General features: G+C 53.1%; 15 protein-coding genes and 1 pseudogene. 12 read left to right on the forward strand and 4 right to left on the reverse strand.

Annotated elements, in window-relative coordinates; translation table 11 throughout:
- The first annotated feature begins 42 nt into the window (after positions 1–42).
- The 11 genes from nuoC to nuoN all read left to right on the forward strand — a co-directional run bounded on the left by nuoC (position 43) and on the right by nuoN (position 13,852).
- A complete protein-coding gene (gene nuoC / locus K0778_RS09780) occupies positions 43–1,845 on the forward strand; it encodes an NADH-quinone oxidoreductase subunit C/D (protein WP_000247879.1) in 1,803 nt (600 codons plus the stop codon).
- 2 nt (positions 1,846–1,847) lie between these two features.
- On the forward strand, positions 1,848–2,348 hold the full coding sequence (nuoE, locus tag K0778_RS09785) for an NADH-quinone oxidoreductase subunit NuoE (protein ID WP_000545042.1): 501 nt from the start codon (positions 1,848–1,850) through the stop codon (positions 2,346–2,348).
- On the forward strand, positions 2,345–3,682 hold the full coding sequence (gene nuoF / locus K0778_RS09790; protein WP_000789500.1) for an NADH-quinone oxidoreductase subunit NuoF: 1,338 nt from the start codon (positions 2,345–2,347) through the stop codon (positions 3,680–3,682). The genes nuoE and nuoF overlap by 4 nt, the downstream gene beginning before the upstream one ends.
- A 52-nt stretch (positions 3,683–3,734) precedes the next feature.
- Positions 3,735–6,461, forward strand: coding sequence for an NADH-quinone oxidoreductase subunit NuoG (gene nuoG, locus K0778_RS09795; protein WP_000190939.1), 2,727 nt, complete (start codon positions 3,735–3,737; stop codon positions 6,459–6,461).
- Positions 6,458–7,435 carry an NADH-quinone oxidoreductase subunit NuoH gene (nuoH, locus tag K0778_RS09800; protein WP_000118507.1) on the forward strand — a complete coding sequence of 326 codons (978 nt, stop codon included), beginning with the start codon at positions 6,458–6,460 and terminating at the stop codon, positions 7,433–7,435. Before nuoG ends, nuoH begins: the two co-directional genes overlap by 4 nt.
- Positions 7,436–7,449: 14 nt before the next feature.
- Positions 7,450–7,992: an NADH-quinone oxidoreductase subunit NuoI gene (nuoI, locus tag K0778_RS09805; RefSeq protein ID WP_000172749.1), complete on the forward strand. Its 543-nt coding sequence runs from the start codon at positions 7,450–7,452 to the stop codon at positions 7,990–7,992.
- An 11-nt stretch (positions 7,993–8,003) separates the two neighbouring features.
- Complete coding sequence (gene nuoJ, locus K0778_RS09810; RefSeq protein ID WP_000393511.1) at positions 8,004–8,558, forward strand: NADH-quinone oxidoreductase subunit J; 555 nt, start codon at positions 8,004–8,006, stop codon at positions 8,556–8,558.
- Entirely contained in the window at positions 8,555–8,857 is a 303-nt protein-coding gene (gene nuoK / locus K0778_RS09815; protein ID WP_000612644.1) for an NADH-quinone oxidoreductase subunit NuoK, read from the forward strand. The genes nuoJ and nuoK overlap by 4 nt, the downstream gene beginning before the upstream one ends.
- Positions 8,854–10,695, forward strand: a complete 1,842-nt coding sequence (gene nuoL / locus K0778_RS09820; protein WP_001056643.1) for an NADH-quinone oxidoreductase subunit L — start codon at positions 8,854–8,856, stop codon at positions 10,693–10,695. Before nuoK ends, nuoL begins: the two co-directional genes overlap by 4 nt.
- Positions 10,696–10,858: 163 nt before the next feature.
- Positions 10,859–12,388: an NADH-quinone oxidoreductase subunit M gene (gene nuoM / locus K0778_RS09825; protein ID WP_000926441.1), complete on the forward strand. Its 1,530-nt coding sequence runs from the start codon at positions 10,859–10,861 to the stop codon at positions 12,386–12,388.
- A gap of 6 nt (positions 12,389–12,394) precedes the next feature.
- Positions 12,395–13,852 (forward strand): NADH-quinone oxidoreductase subunit NuoN, encoded by a 1,458-nt coding sequence (gene nuoN / locus K0778_RS09830; protein WP_000156701.1) that lies wholly within the window; start codon positions 12,395–12,397, stop codon positions 13,850–13,852.
- Between the two features lie 83 nt (positions 13,853–13,935).
- Here nuoN and yfbP read toward each other — a convergent pair whose 3' ends face one another.
- Positions 13,936–14,784 (reverse strand): tetratricopeptide repeat protein YfbP, encoded by an 849-nt coding sequence (gene yfbP, locus K0778_RS09835; protein ID WP_000767280.1) that lies wholly within the window; start codon positions 14,782–14,784, stop codon positions 13,936–13,938.
- Between the two features lie 58 nt (positions 14,785–14,842).
- Positions 14,843–15,265 carry a protein YfbO gene (yfbO, locus tag K0778_RS09840; RefSeq protein WP_000188051.1) on the reverse strand — a complete coding sequence of 141 codons (423 nt, stop codon included), beginning with the start codon at positions 15,263–15,265 and terminating at the stop codon, positions 14,843–14,845.
- 208 nt (positions 15,266–15,473) lie between these two features.
- Here yfbO and yfbN point away from each other — a divergent pair, with 208 nt between their 5' ends.
- Positions 15,474–16,190 carry a protein YfbN gene (gene yfbN, locus K0778_RS09845; RefSeq protein ID WP_000455114.1) on the forward strand — a complete coding sequence of 239 codons (717 nt, stop codon included), beginning with the start codon at positions 15,474–15,476 and terminating at the stop codon, positions 16,188–16,190.
- A 272-nt stretch (positions 16,191–16,462) separates the two neighbouring features.
- Here yfbN and K0778_RS09850 read toward each other — a convergent pair.
- Positions 16,463–16,837: pseudogene (locus K0778_RS09850) on the reverse strand (YfbM family protein); the annotation flags it as partial.
- A gap of 14 nt (positions 16,838–16,851) precedes the next feature.
- Positions 16,852–17,076 (reverse strand): IS1 family transposase (locus K0778_RS09855; RefSeq protein WP_024169623.1); only part of this gene is annotated, 225 nt, incomplete at its 5' end.

The raw sequence follows: 17,076 nt of genomic DNA on the forward strand, positions 1-17,076 counted from the left end.
CGCGAAGCTTACTGCGCCGACAGTCACCACGGACCATTTGCAATGGTGAACAATATGACCGACTTAACCGCGCAAGAACCCGCCTGGCAGACCCGCGATCATCTTGATGATCCGGTGATTGGCGAACTGCGCAACCGTTTTGGGCCGGATGCCTTTACTGTTCAGGCGACTCGCACCGGGGTTCCCGTTGTGTGGATCAAGCGTGAACAATTACTGGAAGTTGGCGATTTCTTAAAGAAACTGCCGAAACCTTACGTCATGCTGTTTGACTTACACGGCATGGACGAACGTCTGCGCACACACCGCGAAGGGTTACCTGCCGCGGATTTTTCCGTTTTCTACCATCTGATTTCTATCGATCGTAACCGCGACATCATGCTGAAGGTGGCGCTGGCAGAAAACGACCTGCACGTACCGACCTTCACCAAACTGTTCCCGAACGCTAACTGGTATGAGCGTGAAACCTGGGATCTGTTTGGCATTACTTTCGACGGTCACCCGAACCTGCGACGCATCATGATGCCGCAAACCTGGAAAGGTCACCCGCTGCGTAAAGATTATCCGGCGCGCGCTACCGAATTCTCGCCGTTTGAGCTGACCAAAGCCAAACAGGATCTGGAGATGGAAGCCCTGACCTTCAAACCGGAAGAGTGGGGGATGAAGCGCGGCACCGAAAACGAGGACTTCATGTTCCTCAACCTCGGTCCGAACCACCCGTCGGCGCACGGGGCTTTCCGTATCGTTTTGCAACTCGATGGCGAAGAGATTGTCGACTGCGTACCAGACATCGGTTACCACCACCGTGGTGCGGAGAAAATGGGCGAACGCCAGTCCTGGCACAGCTACATTCCGTATACTGACCGTATCGAATACCTCGGCGGCTGCGTTAACGAAATGCCTTACGTGCTGGCGGTAGAGAAACTGGCCGGGATCACCGTGCCGGATCGCGTTAACGTCATTCGCGTTATGCTCTCCGAACTGTTCCGCATCAACAGTCACCTGCTGTATATCTCGACCTTTATTCAGGACGTCGGCGCAATGACGCCAGTGTTCTTCGCCTTTACCGATCGTCAGAAAATTTACGATCTGGTGGAAGCAATCACTGGTTTCCGTATGCACCCGGCGTGGTTCCGTATTGGCGGCGTAGCGCACGACCTGCCGCGCGGCTGGGATCGCCTGCTGCGTGAGTTCCTCGACTGGATGCCGAAACGTCTGGCGTCTTACGAGAAAGCGGCGCTGCAAAACACCATTCTGAAAGGTCGTTCCCAGGGCGTTGCCGCCTATGGCGCGAAAGAGGCGCTGGAGTGGGGCACCACTGGCGCGGGCCTGCGTGCTACCGGGATCGACTTCGACGTGCGTAAGGCGCGTCCTTATTCTGGCTATGAAAACTTCGACTTTGAAATCCCGGTGGGTGGTGGCGTTTCTGACTGCTACACCCGCGTAATGCTTAAAGTGGAAGAGCTGCGCCAGAGTCTGCGCATTCTTGAGCAGTGCCTCAACAACATGCCGGAAGGCCCGTTCAAAGCGGATCACCCGCTGACCACGCCGCCGCCGAAAGAGCGCACGCTGCAACATATCGAAACCCTGATCACCCACTTCCTGCAAGTGTCGTGGGGTCCGGTGATGCCTGCCAATGAATCTTTCCAGATGATTGAGGCGACCAAAGGGATCAACAGTTACTACCTGACCAGCGACGGCAGCACCATGAGTTACCGCACCCGTGTTCGTACCCCGAGCTTTGCGCATTTGCAGCAAATTCCGGCGGCGATCCGCGGCAGCCTGGTGTCTGACCTGATTGTTTATCTGGGCAGTATCGATTTTGTTATGTCAGATGTGGACCGCTAATTATGCACGAGAATCAACAACCACAAACCGAGGCTTTTGAGCTGAGTGCGGCAGAGCGTGAAGCGATCGAGCACGAGATGCACCACTACGAAGACCCGCGTGCGGCGTCCATTGAAGCGCTGAAAATCGTTCAGAAGCAGCGTGGCTGGGTGCCGGATGGTGCGATCCACGCGATCGCCGATGTGCTGGGTATTCCGGCAAGCGACGTCGAAGGTGTGGCAACGTTCTACAGTCAGATCTTCCGCCAGCCGGTTGGTCGCCATGTGATCCGTTATTGTGACAGCGTGGTCTGTCATATCAACGGTTATCAGGGTATTCAGGCGGCGCTCGAGAAAAAGCTGAACATCAAACCAGGGCAAACGACATTTGATGGCCGCTTTACGCTGCTGCCAACTTGCTGCCTGGGGAACTGTGATAAAGGGCCAAACATGATGATCGATGAGGACACTCACGCGCATCTGACCCCGGAAGCGATCCCTGAACTGCTGGAGCGGTATAAATGAAAAACATTATCCGTACTCCCGAAACGCATCCGCTGACCTGGCGTCTGCGCGATGACAAACAGCCAGTGTGGCTGGACGAATACCGCAGCAAAAACGGTTACGAAGGCGCGCGTAAGGCGCTGACCGGGCTGTCTCCGGACGAAATCGTTAATCAGGTAAAAGACGCTGGTCTGAAAGGGCGCGGCGGCGCGGGCTTCTCGACTGGCCTGAAATGGAGCCTGATGCCGAAAGACGAATCCATGAACATCCGTTACCTGCTGTGTAATGCCGATGAAATGGAGCCGGGCACCTATAAAGACCGCCTGTTGATGGAGCAACTGCCGCACCTGCTGGTGGAAGGTATGCTCATCTCCGCGTTTGCGCTGAAAGCTTACCGTGGCTACATCTTCCTGCGTGGCGAATATATCGAAGCGGCAGTTAATCTGCGCCGTGCCATTGCCGAAGCCACCGAAGCGGGTCTGCTTGGCAAAAACATTATGGGAACAGGTTTCGATTTCGAACTGTTCGTCCATACCGGGGCAGGGCGCTACATCTGCGGGGAAGAAACAGCGTTAATCAACTCCCTGGAAGGACGTCGTGCTAACCCACGCTCGAAGCCACCCTTCCCGGCAACCTCCGGCGCATGGGGTAAACCGACCTGTGTCAACAACGTCGAAACCCTGTGTAACGTTCCGGCGATCCTCGCTAACGGCGTGGAGTGGTATCAGAACATCTCGAAAAGTAAAGATGCTGGCACCAAGCTGATGGGCTTCTCCGGTCGGGTGAAAAATCCGGGACTGTGGGAACTGCCGTTCGGCACCACCGCACGCGAGATCCTCGAAGATTACGCCGGTGGTATGCGTGATGGTCTGAAATTTAAAGCCTGGCAGCCAGGCGGCGCGGGGACTGACTTCCTGACCGAAGCGCACCTTGATCTGCCGATGGAATTCGAAAGTATCGGTAAAGCGGGCAGCCGTCTGGGTACGGCGCTGGCGATGGCGGTTGACCATGAGATCAACATGGTGTCGCTGGTGCGTAACCTGGAAGAGTTTTTCGCCCGTGAGTCCTGCGGCTGGTGTACGCCGTGCCGCGACGGTCTGCCGTGGAGCGTGAAAATTCTGCGTGCGCTGGAGCGTGGTGAAGGTCAGCCGGGCGATATCGAAACACTTGAGCAACTGTGTCGATTCTTAGGCCCGGGTAAAACTTTCTGTGCCCACGCACCTGGTGCAGTGGAGCCGTTACAGAGCGCCATCAAATATTTCCGCGAAGAATTTGAGGCGGGAATCAAACAGCCGTTCAGCAATACCCATTTGATTAATGGGATTCAGCCGAACCTGCTGAAAGAGCGCTGGTAACCGAATTTCGATTAACGCTCAGTCTCTGACTGAGAAAACTGGAAGCATGCTAATGGCTACAATTCATGTAGACGGCAAAGAATACGAGGTCAACGGAGCGGACAACCTGCTGGAAGCTTGTCTGTCTCTGGGCCTTGATATTCCTTACTTTTGCTGGCATCCGGCGCTGGGAAGTGTCGGTGCTTGCCGCCAGTGTGCGGTGAAGCAATACCAAAACGCGGAAGACACGCGTGGTCGCCTGGTGATGTCCTGTATGACACCGGCTTCCGATGGCACCTTTATTTCCATTGACGACGAAGAAGCGAAACAGTTCCGTGAAAGCGTGGTCGAGTGGTTGATGACCAACCACCCGCACGACTGTCCGGTATGTGAAGAGGGCGGTAACTGCCATCTTCAGGATATGACTGTGATGACCGGACACAGCTTCCGTCGCTACCGTTTCACCAAACGTACCCACCGTAATCAGGATTTGGGGCCATTCATCTCTCACGAAATGAACCGCTGCATCGCCTGCTACCGCTGTGTGCGTTACTACAAAGATTACGCTGACGGTACAGATCTGGGCGTTTACGGTGCGCACGACAACGTCTACTTCGGTCGCCCGGAAGACGGCACGCTGGAAAGCGAATTTTCCGGTAACCTGGTCGAAATTTGCCCGACCGGCGTATTTACCGACAAAACGCACTCCGAGCGTTACAACCGTAAATGGGATATGCAGTTTGCGCCGAGCATCTGCCAGCAATGTTCCATCGGCTGTAACATCAGCCCCGGTGAACGTTACGGCGAACTGCGTCGTATCGAAAACCGTTACAACGGTACGGTAAACCACTACTTCCTCTGCGACCGTGGTCGTTTCGGTTACGGTTACGTCAACCTGAAGGATCGTCCGCGTCAGCCAGTACAGCGTCGTGGCGATGATTTCATTACCCTCAACGCCGAACAGGCAATGCAGGGCGCGGCAGATATTCTGCGTCAGTCGAAGAAAGTGATCGGTATTGGTTCTCCGCGTGCCAGCGTGGAAAGCAACTTTGCGCTGCGTGAACTGGTGGGCGAAGAAAACTTCTACACCGGTATCGCTCACGGTGAGCAGGAACGTCTGCAACTGGCGCTGAAAGTGCTGCGTGAAGGCGGCATTTATACTCCGGCTCTGCGCGAAATCGAATCTTACGATGCGGTACTGGTGCTGGGCGAAGACGTTACCCAGACCGGCGCGCGCGTCGCGCTGGCAGTGCGTCAGGCTGTGAAAGGTAAAGCGCGCGAAATGGCGGCAGCACAGAAAGTGGCTGACTGGCAGATTGCGGCAATCCTCAACATCGGTCAACGTGCGAAGCATCCGCTGTTTGTTACCAACGTTGATGACACCCGTCTGGATGATATCGCGGCGTGGACTTACCGCGCACCGGTTGAAGATCAGGCGCGTTTAGGTTTTGCCATCGCCCATGCGCTGGATAACTCTGCACCAGCGGTTGACGGTATCGAACCTGAGCTGCAAAGCAAAATCGACGTCATCGTGCAGGCACTGGCAGGTGCGAAGAAACCGTTGATTATCTCCGGGACGAACGCCGGTAGCTTAGAGGTGATTCAGGCGGCGGCTAACGTCGCGAAAGCCCTGAAAGGTCGCGGCGCTGACGTCGGTATCACCATGATTGCCCGTTCCGTCAACAGCATGGGGCTGGGCATTATGGGTGGCGGTTCGCTTGAAGAAGCGTTAACCGAACTGGAAACCGGACGCGCCGACGCGGTGGTGGTGTTGGAAAACGATCTGCATCGTCACGCTTCTGCTATCCGCGTGAATGCTGCGCTGGCTAAAGCACCGCTGGTGATGGTGGTTGATCATCAACGCACAGCGATTATGGAAAACGCCCATCTGGTACTTTCTGCTGCCAGCTTTGCTGAAAGCGACGGTACGGTGATCAACAACGAAGGCCGCGCCCAACGTTTCTTCCAGGTTTACGATCCTGCTTATTACGACAGCAAAACTGTCATGCTGGAAAGCTGGCGCTGGTTACACTCGCTGCACAGCACCCTGCTGAGCCGTGAAGTGGACTGGACGCAGCTCGACCATGTGATTGACGCTGTTGTGGCGAAAATCCCGGAACTGGCAGGTATCAAAGATGCTGCGCCGGATGCGACATTCCGTATTCGTGGGCAGAAACTGGCCCGTGAACCGCACCGTTACAGCGGTCGTACCGCCATGCGCGCCAATATCAGCGTTCATGAGCCGCGTCAGCCGCAGGATATTGACACCATGTTCACCTTCTCGATGGAAGGTAACAACCAGCCGACTGCGCACCGTTCGCAAGTGCCGTTTGCCTGGGCGCCGGGCTGGAACTCCCCGCAGGCGTGGAACAAATTCCAGGACGAAGTGGGCGGCAAACTGCGCTTTGGCGATCCGGGCGTGCGTCTGTTTGAAACCAGCGAAAATGGTCTGGATTACTTCACCAGCGTACCGGCACGCTTCCAGCCGCAGGACGGGAAATGGCGTATCGCGCCGTATTACCACCTGTTTGGCAGCGATGAATTGTCACAGCGTGCTCCGGTCTTCCAGAGCCGTATGCCGCAGCCGTACATCAAACTCAACCCAGCGGATGCCGCGAAGTTGGGTGTGAACGCAGGTACACGCGTCTCCTTTAGTTACGATGGCAACACGGTCACGCTGCCGGTTGAAATCGCCGAAGGACTGACGGCAGGGCAGGTGGGCTTGCCGATGGGTATGTCCGGCATTGCTCCGGTGCTGGCTGGCGCGCATCTTGAGGATCTCAAGGAGGCACAACAATGAGTTGGATATCACCGGAACTGATTGAGATCCTGCTGACCATCCTCAAAGCGGTGGTGATCCTGCTGGTGGTTGTCACCTGCGGGGCATTCATGAGCTTTGGCGAACGTCGCCTGCTGGGTCTGTTCCAGAACCGTTACGGACCTAACCGTGTTGGCTGGGGCGGTTCGCTCCAGCTGGTTGCGGACATGATCAAAATGTTCTTTAAAGAAGACTGGATCCCGAAATTCTCGGATCGCGTCATCTTTACCCTGGCACCGATGATTGCCTTTACCTCGCTGCTGCTGGCCTTTGCGATTGTGCCAGTCAGTCCGGGTTGGGTGGTTGCCGACCTGAACATCGGGATTTTGTTCTTCCTGATGATGGCAGGTCTGGCGGTTTACGCGGTGCTGTTTGCGGGCTGGTCAAGTAACAACAAATACTCGTTGCTGGGTGCGATGCGTGCTTCTGCGCAGACCCTGAGCTACGAAGTGTTCCTCGGGCTTTCCTTGATGGGCGTGGTGGCGCAGGCCGGTTCATTCAACATGACCGACATCGTCAACAGCCAGGCGCATGTGTGGAACGTTATCCCGCAATTCTTTGGTTTTATTACCTTTGCCATCGCGGGCGTGGCGGTATGTCACCGTCACCCGTTTGACCAGCCGGAAGCCGAGCAGGAACTGGCGGATGGTTACCACATTGAATATTCCGGTATGAAGTTCGGTCTGTTCTTCGTGGGTGAGTACATCGGGATTGTGACCATCTCTGCATTGATGGTGACGCTGTTCTTCGGTGGCTGGCAAGGCCCGTTGTTACCGCCATTCATCTGGTTCGCGCTGAAAACCGCGTTCTTTATGATGATGTTCATTTTGATTCGTGCGTCGTTACCGCGTCCGCGTTATGACCAGGTAATGTCCTTCGGCTGGAAAATCTGCCTGCCGCTGACGCTGATCAACTTGCTGGTAACGGCGGCTGTCATTCTCTGGCAGGCGCAATAAGGGGCAATAAGACCATGACCTTAAAAGAATTGTTAGTAGGTTTCGGCACCCAGGTTCGTAGTATCTGGATGATCGGCCTGCACGCGTTCGCCAAACGCGAAACGCGAATGTACCCGGAAGAGCCGGTCTATCTGCCGCCCCGTTATCGTGGTCGTATCGTTCTGACCCGCGACCCGGACGGCGAAGAGCGTTGCGTAGCCTGTAACCTCTGCGCGGTAGCCTGCCCGGTCGGCTGTATCTCGCTGCAAAAAGCAGAAACCAAAGACGGTCGCTGGTACCCGGAATTTTTCCGCATCAACTTCTCACGCTGCATTTTCTGTGGTCTGTGCGAAGAAGCCTGTCCGACCACGGCGATTCAGTTAACCCCGGATTTCGAAATGGGGGAATACAAGCGCCAGGATCTGGTTTACGAGAAAGAGGATCTGCTGATCTCCGGTCCGGGCAAATACCCGGAATATAACTTCTACCGGATGGCAGGTATGGCAATCGACGGCAAAGATAAGGGCGAAGCAGAGAACGAAGCCAAGCCTATCGACGTCAAGAGCCTGTTACCGTAAGGAGAGGGGCAATGGAGTTCGCTTTTTATATCTGTGGCCTGATAGCCATACTTGCGACCTTGCGAGTGATCACCCATACCAATCCGGTACACGCACTGCTGTACCTGATTATTTCGCTGCTGGCGATTTCCGGGGTGTTCTTCTCACTGGGCGCTTACTTCGCCGGTGCGCTGGAAATTATCGTCTACGCGGGTGCCATTATGGTGCTGTTCGTGTTCGTGGTGATGATGCTCAACCTGGGCGGTTCAGAAATCGAACAGGAACGCCAGTGGCTGAAACCGCAGGTGTGGATTGGTCCGGCAATTTTGTCGGCCATCATGCTGGTGGTGATTGTTTACGCCATCCTCGGTGTTAACGATCAGGGTATCGACGGTACGCCAATCAGTGCTAAAGCAGTGGGTATTACGCTGTTCGGGCCTTACGTACTGGCGGTGGAACTGGCTTCTATGCTGCTGCTCGCAGGTCTGGTTGTGGCCTTCCACGTCGGTCGTGAAGAGCGTGCGGGTGAAGTGCTGAGCAATCGTAAAGACGACAGCGCGAAAAGAAAAACGGAGGAGCACGCATGATCCCCTTACAACATGGACTGATCCTCGCGGCAATCTTATTCGTTCTTGGCTTAACCGGTCTGGTTATCCGTCGCAATCTGCTGTTTATGTTGATTGGTCTGGAAATCATGATTAACGCCTCCGCGCTGGCCTTCGTGGTCGCCGGAAGCTACTGGGGCCAGACCGACGGTCAGGTGATGTACATTCTCGCCATCAGCCTCGCGGCGGCAGAAGCGAGTATCGGCCTTGCGCTGCTGCTGCAACTTCACCGTCGTCGCCAGAACCTGAACATCGATTCAGTAAGTGAGATGCGCGGATGAACATGCTTGCCTTAACCATTATTTTGCCATTGATTGGCTTCGTCCTGCTGGCATTCTCCCGTGGGCGCTGGTCTGAAAACGTCTCGGCGATCGTCGGCGTAGGCTCTGTGGGCCTGGCGGCGCTGGTAACCGCCTTTATCGGCGTTGATTTCTTCGCTAACGGCGAGCAGACATACAGCCAGCCGCTGTGGACGTGGATGTCGGTAGGCGACTTTAACATCGGTTTTAACCTGGTGCTGGACGGCCTGTCGCTGACCATGCTCTCGGTGGTCACTGGTGTGGGTTTCCTTATTCACATGTACGCCTCCTGGTATATGCGCGGTGAAGAGGGCTACTCTCGCTTCTTCGCTTACACCAACCTGTTCATCGCCAGCATGGTGGTTCTGGTGCTTGCCGACAACCTGCTGCTGATGTACCTCGGCTGGGAAGGCGTGGGCCTGTGCTCCTATCTGCTGATCGGGTTCTATTACACCGATCCGAAGAATGGCGCAGCGGCAATGAAAGCGTTCGTCGTGACCCGTGTGGGTGACGTGTTCCTCGCTTTCGCACTGTTCATTCTTTACAACGAACTGGGCACCCTGAACTTCCGCGAAATGGTGGAACTGGCACCAGCGCACTTTGCTGACGGCAATAACATGCTGATGTGGGCGACGCTGATGCTGCTGGGCGGTGCGGTCGGTAAATCTGCGCAGTTGCCGTTGCAGACATGGCTTGCCGACGCGATGGCGGGCCCGACGCCTGTCTCCGCGCTGATCCACGCCGCAACCATGGTAACCGCGGGTGTCTACCTGATCGCCCGTACCCACGGCCTGTTCCTGATGACGCCGGAAGTTCTGCATCTGGTGGGTATTGTCGGGGCGGTTACGCTGCTGCTGGCCGGTTTTGCCGCGCTGGTACAGACCGACATCAAACGTGTTCTCGCTTACTCTACCATGAGCCAGATTGGCTACATGTTCCTCGCGCTTGGCGTGCAGGCATGGGATGCGGCGATTTTCCACTTGATGACCCACGCGTTCTTTAAAGCGCTGCTGTTCCTGGCATCCGGTTCCGTCATTCTGGCCTGCCATCACGAACAGAACATCTTCAAGATGGGCGGTCTGCGTAAATCTATTCCGCTGGTTTATCTCTGCTTCCTGGTGGGCGGCGCAGCACTGTCGGCACTACCGCTGGTCACTGCGGGCTTCTTCAGTAAGGATGAGATCCTCGCGGGTGCGATGGCGAATGGTCATATCAATCTGATGGTGGCAGGTCTGGTCGGTGCGTTTATGACCTCGCTCTACACCTTCCGTATGATTTTCATCGTCTTCCACGGAAAAGAACAAATTCACGCTCACGCCGTGAAAGGGGTAACTCACAGCCTGCCGCTGATTGTGCTGCTGATCCTTTCCACCTTCGTTGGCGCACTGATTGTACCGCCGCTGCAGGGCGTGCTTCCGCAAACGACGGAACTGGCGCACGGCAGCATGTTGACCCTGGAAATTACCTCTGGCGTGGTCGCGGTGGTCGGCATTCTGCTGGCAGCCTGGCTGTGGCTGGGTAAACGTACTCTGGTGACCTCCATCGCCAACAGTGCGCCGGGCCGTCTGCTGGGCACCTGGTGGTACAACGCCTGGGGATTTGACTGGCTGTATGACAAAGTGTTCGTCAAGCCGTTCCTGGGTATTGCCTGGTTGCTGAAACGCGATCCGCTGAACTCAATGATGAACATCCCGGCTGTCCTTTCCCGCTTTGCAGGTAAAGGTCTGCTGTTAAGTGAGAACGGCTATCTGCGCTGGTATGTGGCATCCATGAGCATCGGTGCGGTCGTGGTGCTGGCACTGTTGATGGTACTGCGTTGAGTTAAGGATTGTGGGATTGCCCCTGGGCATATAAGAACGTAGGTCGGATAAGCCGCCTTCGCGGTGCATCCGACACTACCCCCAGTCCGAAGAGAATTTTCTGTCGTGAGAATTCGTTGAAAATCCGGTCCTGACGGGACTTTTACAAGGAATAAAGATCGCCATGTTACTACCCTGGCTAATATTAATTCCCTTTATTGGCGGCTTCCTGTGCTGGCAGACCGAACGCTTTGGCGTCAAGGTGCCACGCTGGATCGCGCTGATCACCATGGGATTGACGCTGGCGCTGTCGCTGCAACTGTGGTTGCAGGGCGGTTATTCACTGACGCAATCCGCCGGAATTCCGCAGTGGCAGTCTGAATTCGACATGCCGTGGATCCCGCGTTTTGGTATCTCTATTCATCTCGCCATTGACGGGCTGTCGCTGCTGATGGTCGTGCTGACCGGTCTGCTCGGTGTGCTGGCGGTACTATGTTCGTGGAAAGAGATCGAAAAATATCAGGGCTTCTTCCACCTCAACCTGATGTGGATCCTGGGCGGCGTTATCGGCGTGTTCCTTGCCATCGACATGTTCCTGTTCTTCTTCTTCTGGGAAATGATGCTGGTGCCGATGTACTTCCTGATCGCACTGTGGGGGCATAAAGCCTCTGACGGTAAAACGCGTATCACGGCGGCAACCAAGTTCTTCATTTACACCCAGGCGAGTGGCCTGGTGATGTTGATTGCCATCCTGGCGCTGGTTTTTGTTCACTACAATGCGACCGGCGTCTGGACCTTCAACTATGAAGAGCTGCTGAATACGCCAATGTCCAGTGGTGTGGAATACCTGTTAATGCTGGGCTTCTTCATCGCCTTCGCAGTCAAAATGCCGGTGGTTCCGCTGCATGGCTGGCTGCCGGATGCGCACTCCCAGGCTCCGACCGCCGGTTCCGTTGACCTCGCGGGGATCTTGCTGAAAACTGCCGCTTACGGTTTGCTGCGTTTCTCCCTGCCGCTGTTCCCGAACGCGTCGGCAGAGTTCGCGCCAATTGCTATGTGGCTGGGTGTTATCGGCATCTTCTACGGTGCGTGGATGGCCTTCGCCCAGACCGATATCAAACGTCTGATCGCCTACACCTCGGTTTCCCACATGGGCTTCGTGCTGATTGCTATCTACACCGGCAGCCAGTTGGCCTACCAGGGCGCGGTAATCCAGATGATTGCGCACGGTTTGTCGGCGGCGGGTCTGTTTATTCTTTGTGGTCAGCTTTATGAACGTATCCATACCCGCGACATGCGCATGATGGGCGGTCTGTGGAGCAAGATGAAATGGCTGCCAGCACTGTCGCTGTTCTTTGCGGTGGCAACGCTTGGGATGCCTGGCACCGGTAACTTCGTCGGCGAATTTATGATTCTGTTCGGCAGCTTCCAGGTTGTACCGGTGATTACCGTTATCTCTACCTTTGGGCTGGTCTTTGCATCTGTTTATTCGCTGGCGATGTTACATCGCGCTTACTTCGGTAAAGCGAAAAGCCAGATTGCCAGCCAGGAACTGCCAGGGATGTCGCTGCGTGAGCTGTTTATGATCCTGTTGCTGGTGGTGCTGCTGGTACTGCTGGGCTTCTATCCGCAGCCGATTCTGGATACCTCGCACTCCGCGATTGGCAATATCCAGCAGTGGTTTGTTAATTCCGTTACTACTACAAGGCCGTAAATCGCCATGACAATAACTCCACAAAACCTGATCGCACTGCTACCGTTGCTGATCGTCGGCTTGACGGTGGTGGTTGTGATGCTCTCCATTGCGTGGCGACGCAATCATTTCCTCAACGCTACGCTCTCGGTTATTGGGCTTAACGCGGCGCTGGTTTCGCTCTGGTTTGTTGGCCAGGCGGGCGCTATGGACGTTACGCCGCTGATGCGCGTTGATGGTTTCGCCATGCTTTACACCGGGCTGGTATTGTTGGCGAGCCTCGCCACCTGTACTTTCGCCTACCCGTGGCTTGAAGGCTATAACGACAACAAGGATGAGTTCTACCTGTTGGTGTTAATTGCCGCGCTGGGCGGGATCCTGCTGGCGAATGCCAACCATCTGGCGTCTCTGTTCCTCGGTATCGAACTGATCTCTTTGCCGCTGTTTGGCCTGGTCGGTTACGCTTTCCGCCAGAAACGTTCACTGGAAGCCAGTATCAAATACACCATCCTTTCTGCCGCAGCGTCTTCTTTCCTGCTGTTTGGTATGGCGCTGGTGTATGCGCAGTCTGGCGACCTGTCGTTTGTCGCGTTGGGTAAAAACCTTGGCGACGGTATGCTCAACGAGCCGCTGTTGCTGGCAGGTTTCGGCCTGATGATTGTTGGCCTCGGCTTCAAACTCTCTCTGGTGCCGTTCCACCTGTGGACGCCAGACGTATACCAGGGCGCGCCTGCGCCGGTTTCCACTTTCCTGGCGACGGCGAGCAAAATCGCTATCTTCGGTGTGGTGATGCGTCTGTTCCTCTACGCACCGGTGGGTGACAGCGAAGCGATTCGCGTGGTGCTGGCGATTATCGCCTTTGCCTCCATCATCTTCGGTAACCTGATGGCGCTGAGCCAGACCAATATCAAACGTCTGCTCGGTTACTCATCTATCTCTCACCTCGGCTATCTGCTGGTAGCGCTGATTGCGCTGCAAACCGGCGAGATGTCGATGGAAGCGGTAGGGGTTTACCTGGCCGGTTATCTGTTCAGCAGCCTCGGCGCGTTCGGCGTGGTCAGCCTGATGTCCAGCCCGTATCGTGGCCCGGATGCTGATTCCCTGTTCTCTTACCGCGGTCTGTTCTGGCATCGTCCGATCCTCGCGGCAGTGATGACGGTGATGATGCTGTCTCTGGCCGGTATCCCGATGACGCTGGGCTTTATCGGTAAGTTCTACGTGCTGGCGGTCGGTGTCCAGGCACACTTGTGGTGGCTGGTGGGTGCCGTGGTTGTCGGTTCGGCAATCGGCCTCTACTACTACCTGCGCGTGGCGGTGAGCCTGTATCTTCACGCCCCGGAACAACCGGGTCGCGATGCACCATCAAACTGGCAGTACAGCGCGGGCGGTATCGTTGTGCTGATCTCTGCACTGTTGGTACTGGTGCTGGGTGTATGGCCACAACCGCTGATTAGCATTGTGCGTTTGGCAATGCCGCTGATGTAATCTGTTACTTTGTAAGTCAGAAAGCCGCCGACATGCTCGGCGGTTTTTCTGAAAAAGAAGGGATAGTAGATAGACGCAGAGCGTTAAGTGAACTGTGTACGACTATCGCCAAAATACTCTAAACATAACTGCCTGAATTTTGCCCGCCATTCATCGATATTAAAATCATAGCGTTCCTGAAATGCAGTCGTTTCACTGGACATTATCCAGGCATAATTATGTAACAGGGTTAATGCCTGAAGCGGTTTTCTCTGCGCAAAATAAGTATCAACACACATCTGCATCAAGGGGTAATTATTATTTTCCTTTGTTCCTCCAAAGCTAAGATCTAATCCTTGTTCTTTAATGCACTGAATCACAGGATCATCCTGGAAATTCGGGACATCTGCGGCCTGTGACAGCAAATGAATGACTTTATTGTCAGGAACACCAAATGCCCAATTGCCAAGATAAGCATTAAGCGCAGCCTGTGCTGCAGCTTCTGTTTTTTTACATCGGCGATACTGGATTGCCAGTGCTAACCAATATTCGCTGACTTCAGGCAATTGTTCTGTTGCTCGCTGTAACAGTGGCAGTGCGTCATCAAGCCTTCCCGTTGAAAGACATTTCCGAGCAACACGGAAGAGATTTGCTGCAAAGTCTTGATCTTCGATGCTGATGCCATTTTCATGGGGATCATCATCATTCACTTCCAGCCATTCTTCGAACTTCTTAATGCTGGAAAAGGCAGGTACGATTCGCCATTCGTCATGGTACGTTTCGCACACTATAGGTAGTTTATGCTCCTGACCAATAGGCCAGTACAAACCGAAACAGTCTCCGTTACCATATGCTGCATCTGTAAGTACGGTAAATCCGTTCGGAGGAAAAGGCCCCGGGCAAATTCCATCAATGCCAGGTGAAATATCACTACTGCGAGGAATAAGTTTCATCATGTTCCTTCACATAAAAATTTATGTAAACATCCGCTTATCTGTTTATATAAATGTTTTAATCCCACCAACAAGTAACCGGATGCATACCCACAGGGACTTCAACCCATCCATGCTCCGTATCTTCTGACCATCCTTCCCAGCACTCATCAGGGGCAATTTCTTCTACAAACCAGCTCTGAACTTCTTCTGGTGAAGCAGTGGTGATAACTAAAATACTTTCACTAAAGGGCCAGTCTGGGTCATCGAACATCGTAATTTCTACCAAAACATCACTAACATTGTTACGCTCACGTATTTTCAGAAAATGGTGATAGATAGCTTGCGGAGATTGTTCTGGAATCACATTGCAACATATTGAACCATGGATATTATTGTCAATAAAAAAATCCTCAAGAGATAACAATGGACGAGGAGTATCAGGATTATTAACATCACCATTGATATTAACAAGTTGGGTAATGCGTTCTAAAGGTGTCATAATTATTCCCTGAAATAATATATTCATCAAACGAATGACATTGTTTGAATTCATTAGCAGATAAATAGTGACAATTCCATACGTATTATTAGTTTCAAGAGCATCATAACATGAATGTTAAGCAGGAAAACGTGAGATATTCAGTCAGGCCGGGTCGTTATCCAGACGTTGTTATATTTAATATCATAAATATTTAAAGGGGTTTGACATGGAATGGTTAAGTGAAATTCGTAAACTTCGGAAGAACGTACCTGTCGGTATCCAGGTTGCCAGACGTTTGTTAGAGAGGACTGGCGGTGATGTTGATGAAGCCATCAAGTTGTTTCATATTGACCAAATCAATATATTGACGGCAAAAGCAGACGTCACTCATCAGGAAGCAGAGAATGTTTTGTTGGCTACAAACTATGATATTGCAGAAGCTCTTCGGCGTATTGATGAACAACGCTATACACTGACGGAATTGATTTTGCGTAAAAATAAGGATGCCGGAGATGCCTTAAACAATATAGCATTGGCGATTGAATATGAGTGGGATCTCAAGCGTAAGTTTTGGTTTGGTTTTGCAGATATCCAATTATTACCGCCAGTTTTACAAACATTTATGCTGGTTTATGAATGGCATGAATATGTTGGTTGGGAAGGAATGGAGTGTGGGATATTTTTTGAAAGTGATCATACTCACCAGCAATTGCAAGCTTTGGGGTTATTAGAACTCGCCCAAAAAATGGTTACTGCAAGAATCCGATATGATGAGCTAAAAGACAAGGCCGAAAATTTTCACGAGATTACAGAGGATGACATATTCAAAATGCTTATAATACATTGTGACCAACTTGCAAGAGAGGTTGATTCTATATTACTGCAATTTGTGAAGGACAATATTGATGTTTTCCCGTGTCGCCATAACAGACACGAGTTATAAAAAATAATCCCAAAATTGAACAGGCTTTTTATCTACCTGGTAATGACAGGTTCAATTCCGTTTTCATCAAGCATGACAGATCGTTGCCAGCACAGAGGATATCGCTGTTACATACCGAATATACGGTATTGCATTTAACAATGCGACTAAGCAAGCATTTAGTAATATTTATACAAGGGGATAAAAACCGGACCATGGTTAAAGATTTTTTCAAGATGATCCTGGCGTAAATCTTAACTAATGGGTCTTTCTCCCCCAGGCATCAAGCTATATCACCCAACAATAACCGTCAGCGCATGATTCCCTTGTCGCAGCATACGTCGATACGCGCTAATCAGCTTTTCCATATCAAGCATGATCGAGGCAAAGAGTTGCCCCTCTAACTCTTCTGAAAAGGTCACTCCCGGATAAATCTCCATTTCATTGAGTCGCTTAATGGAAAACTGTTTACGCAGTTCATTTCGATCCAGTGATTCCAGTCGGTCGATTGTCGCGGCTAACTCCTGATTCCAGGTCAATCCAAGGAAGCCATCTATGCCATCTTCGAGGCTGTGTTCACCAAGCACGGCACGACTCAGCGGATCATTCTTCGCGGGATCAAAAGCAGAGGTGCCTGTCAGCCCAAAGTGTAAAAAATCCCAGCGTTGGTAATGACTCCAACTTATTGATAGTGTTTTATGTTCAGATAATGCCCGATGACTTTGTCATGCAGCTCCACCGATTTTGAGAACGACAGTGACTTCCGTCCCAGCCTTGCCAGATGTTGTCTCAGATTCAGGTTATGCCGCTCAATTCGCTGAGTGTAACGCTTGCTGATTACGTGCAGCTTTCCCTTCAGGCGGGATTCATACAGCGGCCAGCCATCCGTCATCCATACCACGACCTC

Origin of the sequence: Escherichia sp. XD33, assembly GCF_019375075.1 — a bacterium.
Classification (GTDB): Bacteria; Pseudomonadota; Gammaproteobacteria; order Enterobacterales; family Enterobacteriaceae; genus Enterobacter; species Enterobacter flexneri_A.

Coding starts and splice junctions, on each gene's coding strand:
- nuoE (WP_000545042.1), top strand. CDS start 1,848: ATGCACGAGAATCAACAACCACAAACCGAGGCTTTTGAGCTGAGTGCG.
- yfbO (WP_000188051.1), bottom strand. CDS start 15,265: ATGACACCTTTAGAACGCATTACCCAACTTGTTAATATCAATGGTGAT.
- nuoI (WP_000172749.1), top strand. CDS start 7,450: ATGACCTTAAAAGAATTGTTAGTAGGTTTCGGCACCCAGGTTCGTAGT.
- yfbN (WP_000455114.1), top strand. CDS start 15,474: ATGGAATGGTTAAGTGAAATTCGTAAACTTCGGAAGAACGTACCTGTC.
- nuoK (WP_000612644.1), top strand. CDS start 8,555: ATGATCCCCTTACAACATGGACTGATCCTCGCGGCAATCTTATTCGTT.
- nuoG (WP_000190939.1), top strand. CDS start 3,735: ATGGCTACAATTCATGTAGACGGCAAAGAATACGAGGTCAACGGAGCG.
- nuoJ (WP_000393511.1), top strand. CDS start 8,004: ATGGAGTTCGCTTTTTATATCTGTGGCCTGATAGCCATACTTGCGACC.
- nuoM (WP_000926441.1), top strand. CDS start 10,859: ATGTTACTACCCTGGCTAATATTAATTCCCTTTATTGGCGGCTTCCTG.
- nuoH (WP_000118507.1), top strand. CDS start 6,458: ATGAGTTGGATATCACCGGAACTGATTGAGATCCTGCTGACCATCCTC.
- nuoC (WP_000247879.1), top strand. CDS start 43: ATGGTGAACAATATGACCGACTTAACCGCGCAAGAACCCGCCTGGCAG.
- nuoN (WP_000156701.1), top strand. CDS start 12,395: ATGACAATAACTCCACAAAACCTGATCGCACTGCTACCGTTGCTGATC.
- nuoF (WP_000789500.1), top strand. CDS start 2,345: ATGAAAAACATTATCCGTACTCCCGAAACGCATCCGCTGACCTGGCGT.
- yfbP (WP_000767280.1), bottom strand. CDS start 14,784: ATGAAACTTATTCCTCGCAGTAGTGATATTTCACCTGGCATTGATGGA.
- nuoL (WP_001056643.1), top strand. CDS start 8,854: ATGAACATGCTTGCCTTAACCATTATTTTGCCATTGATTGGCTTCGTC.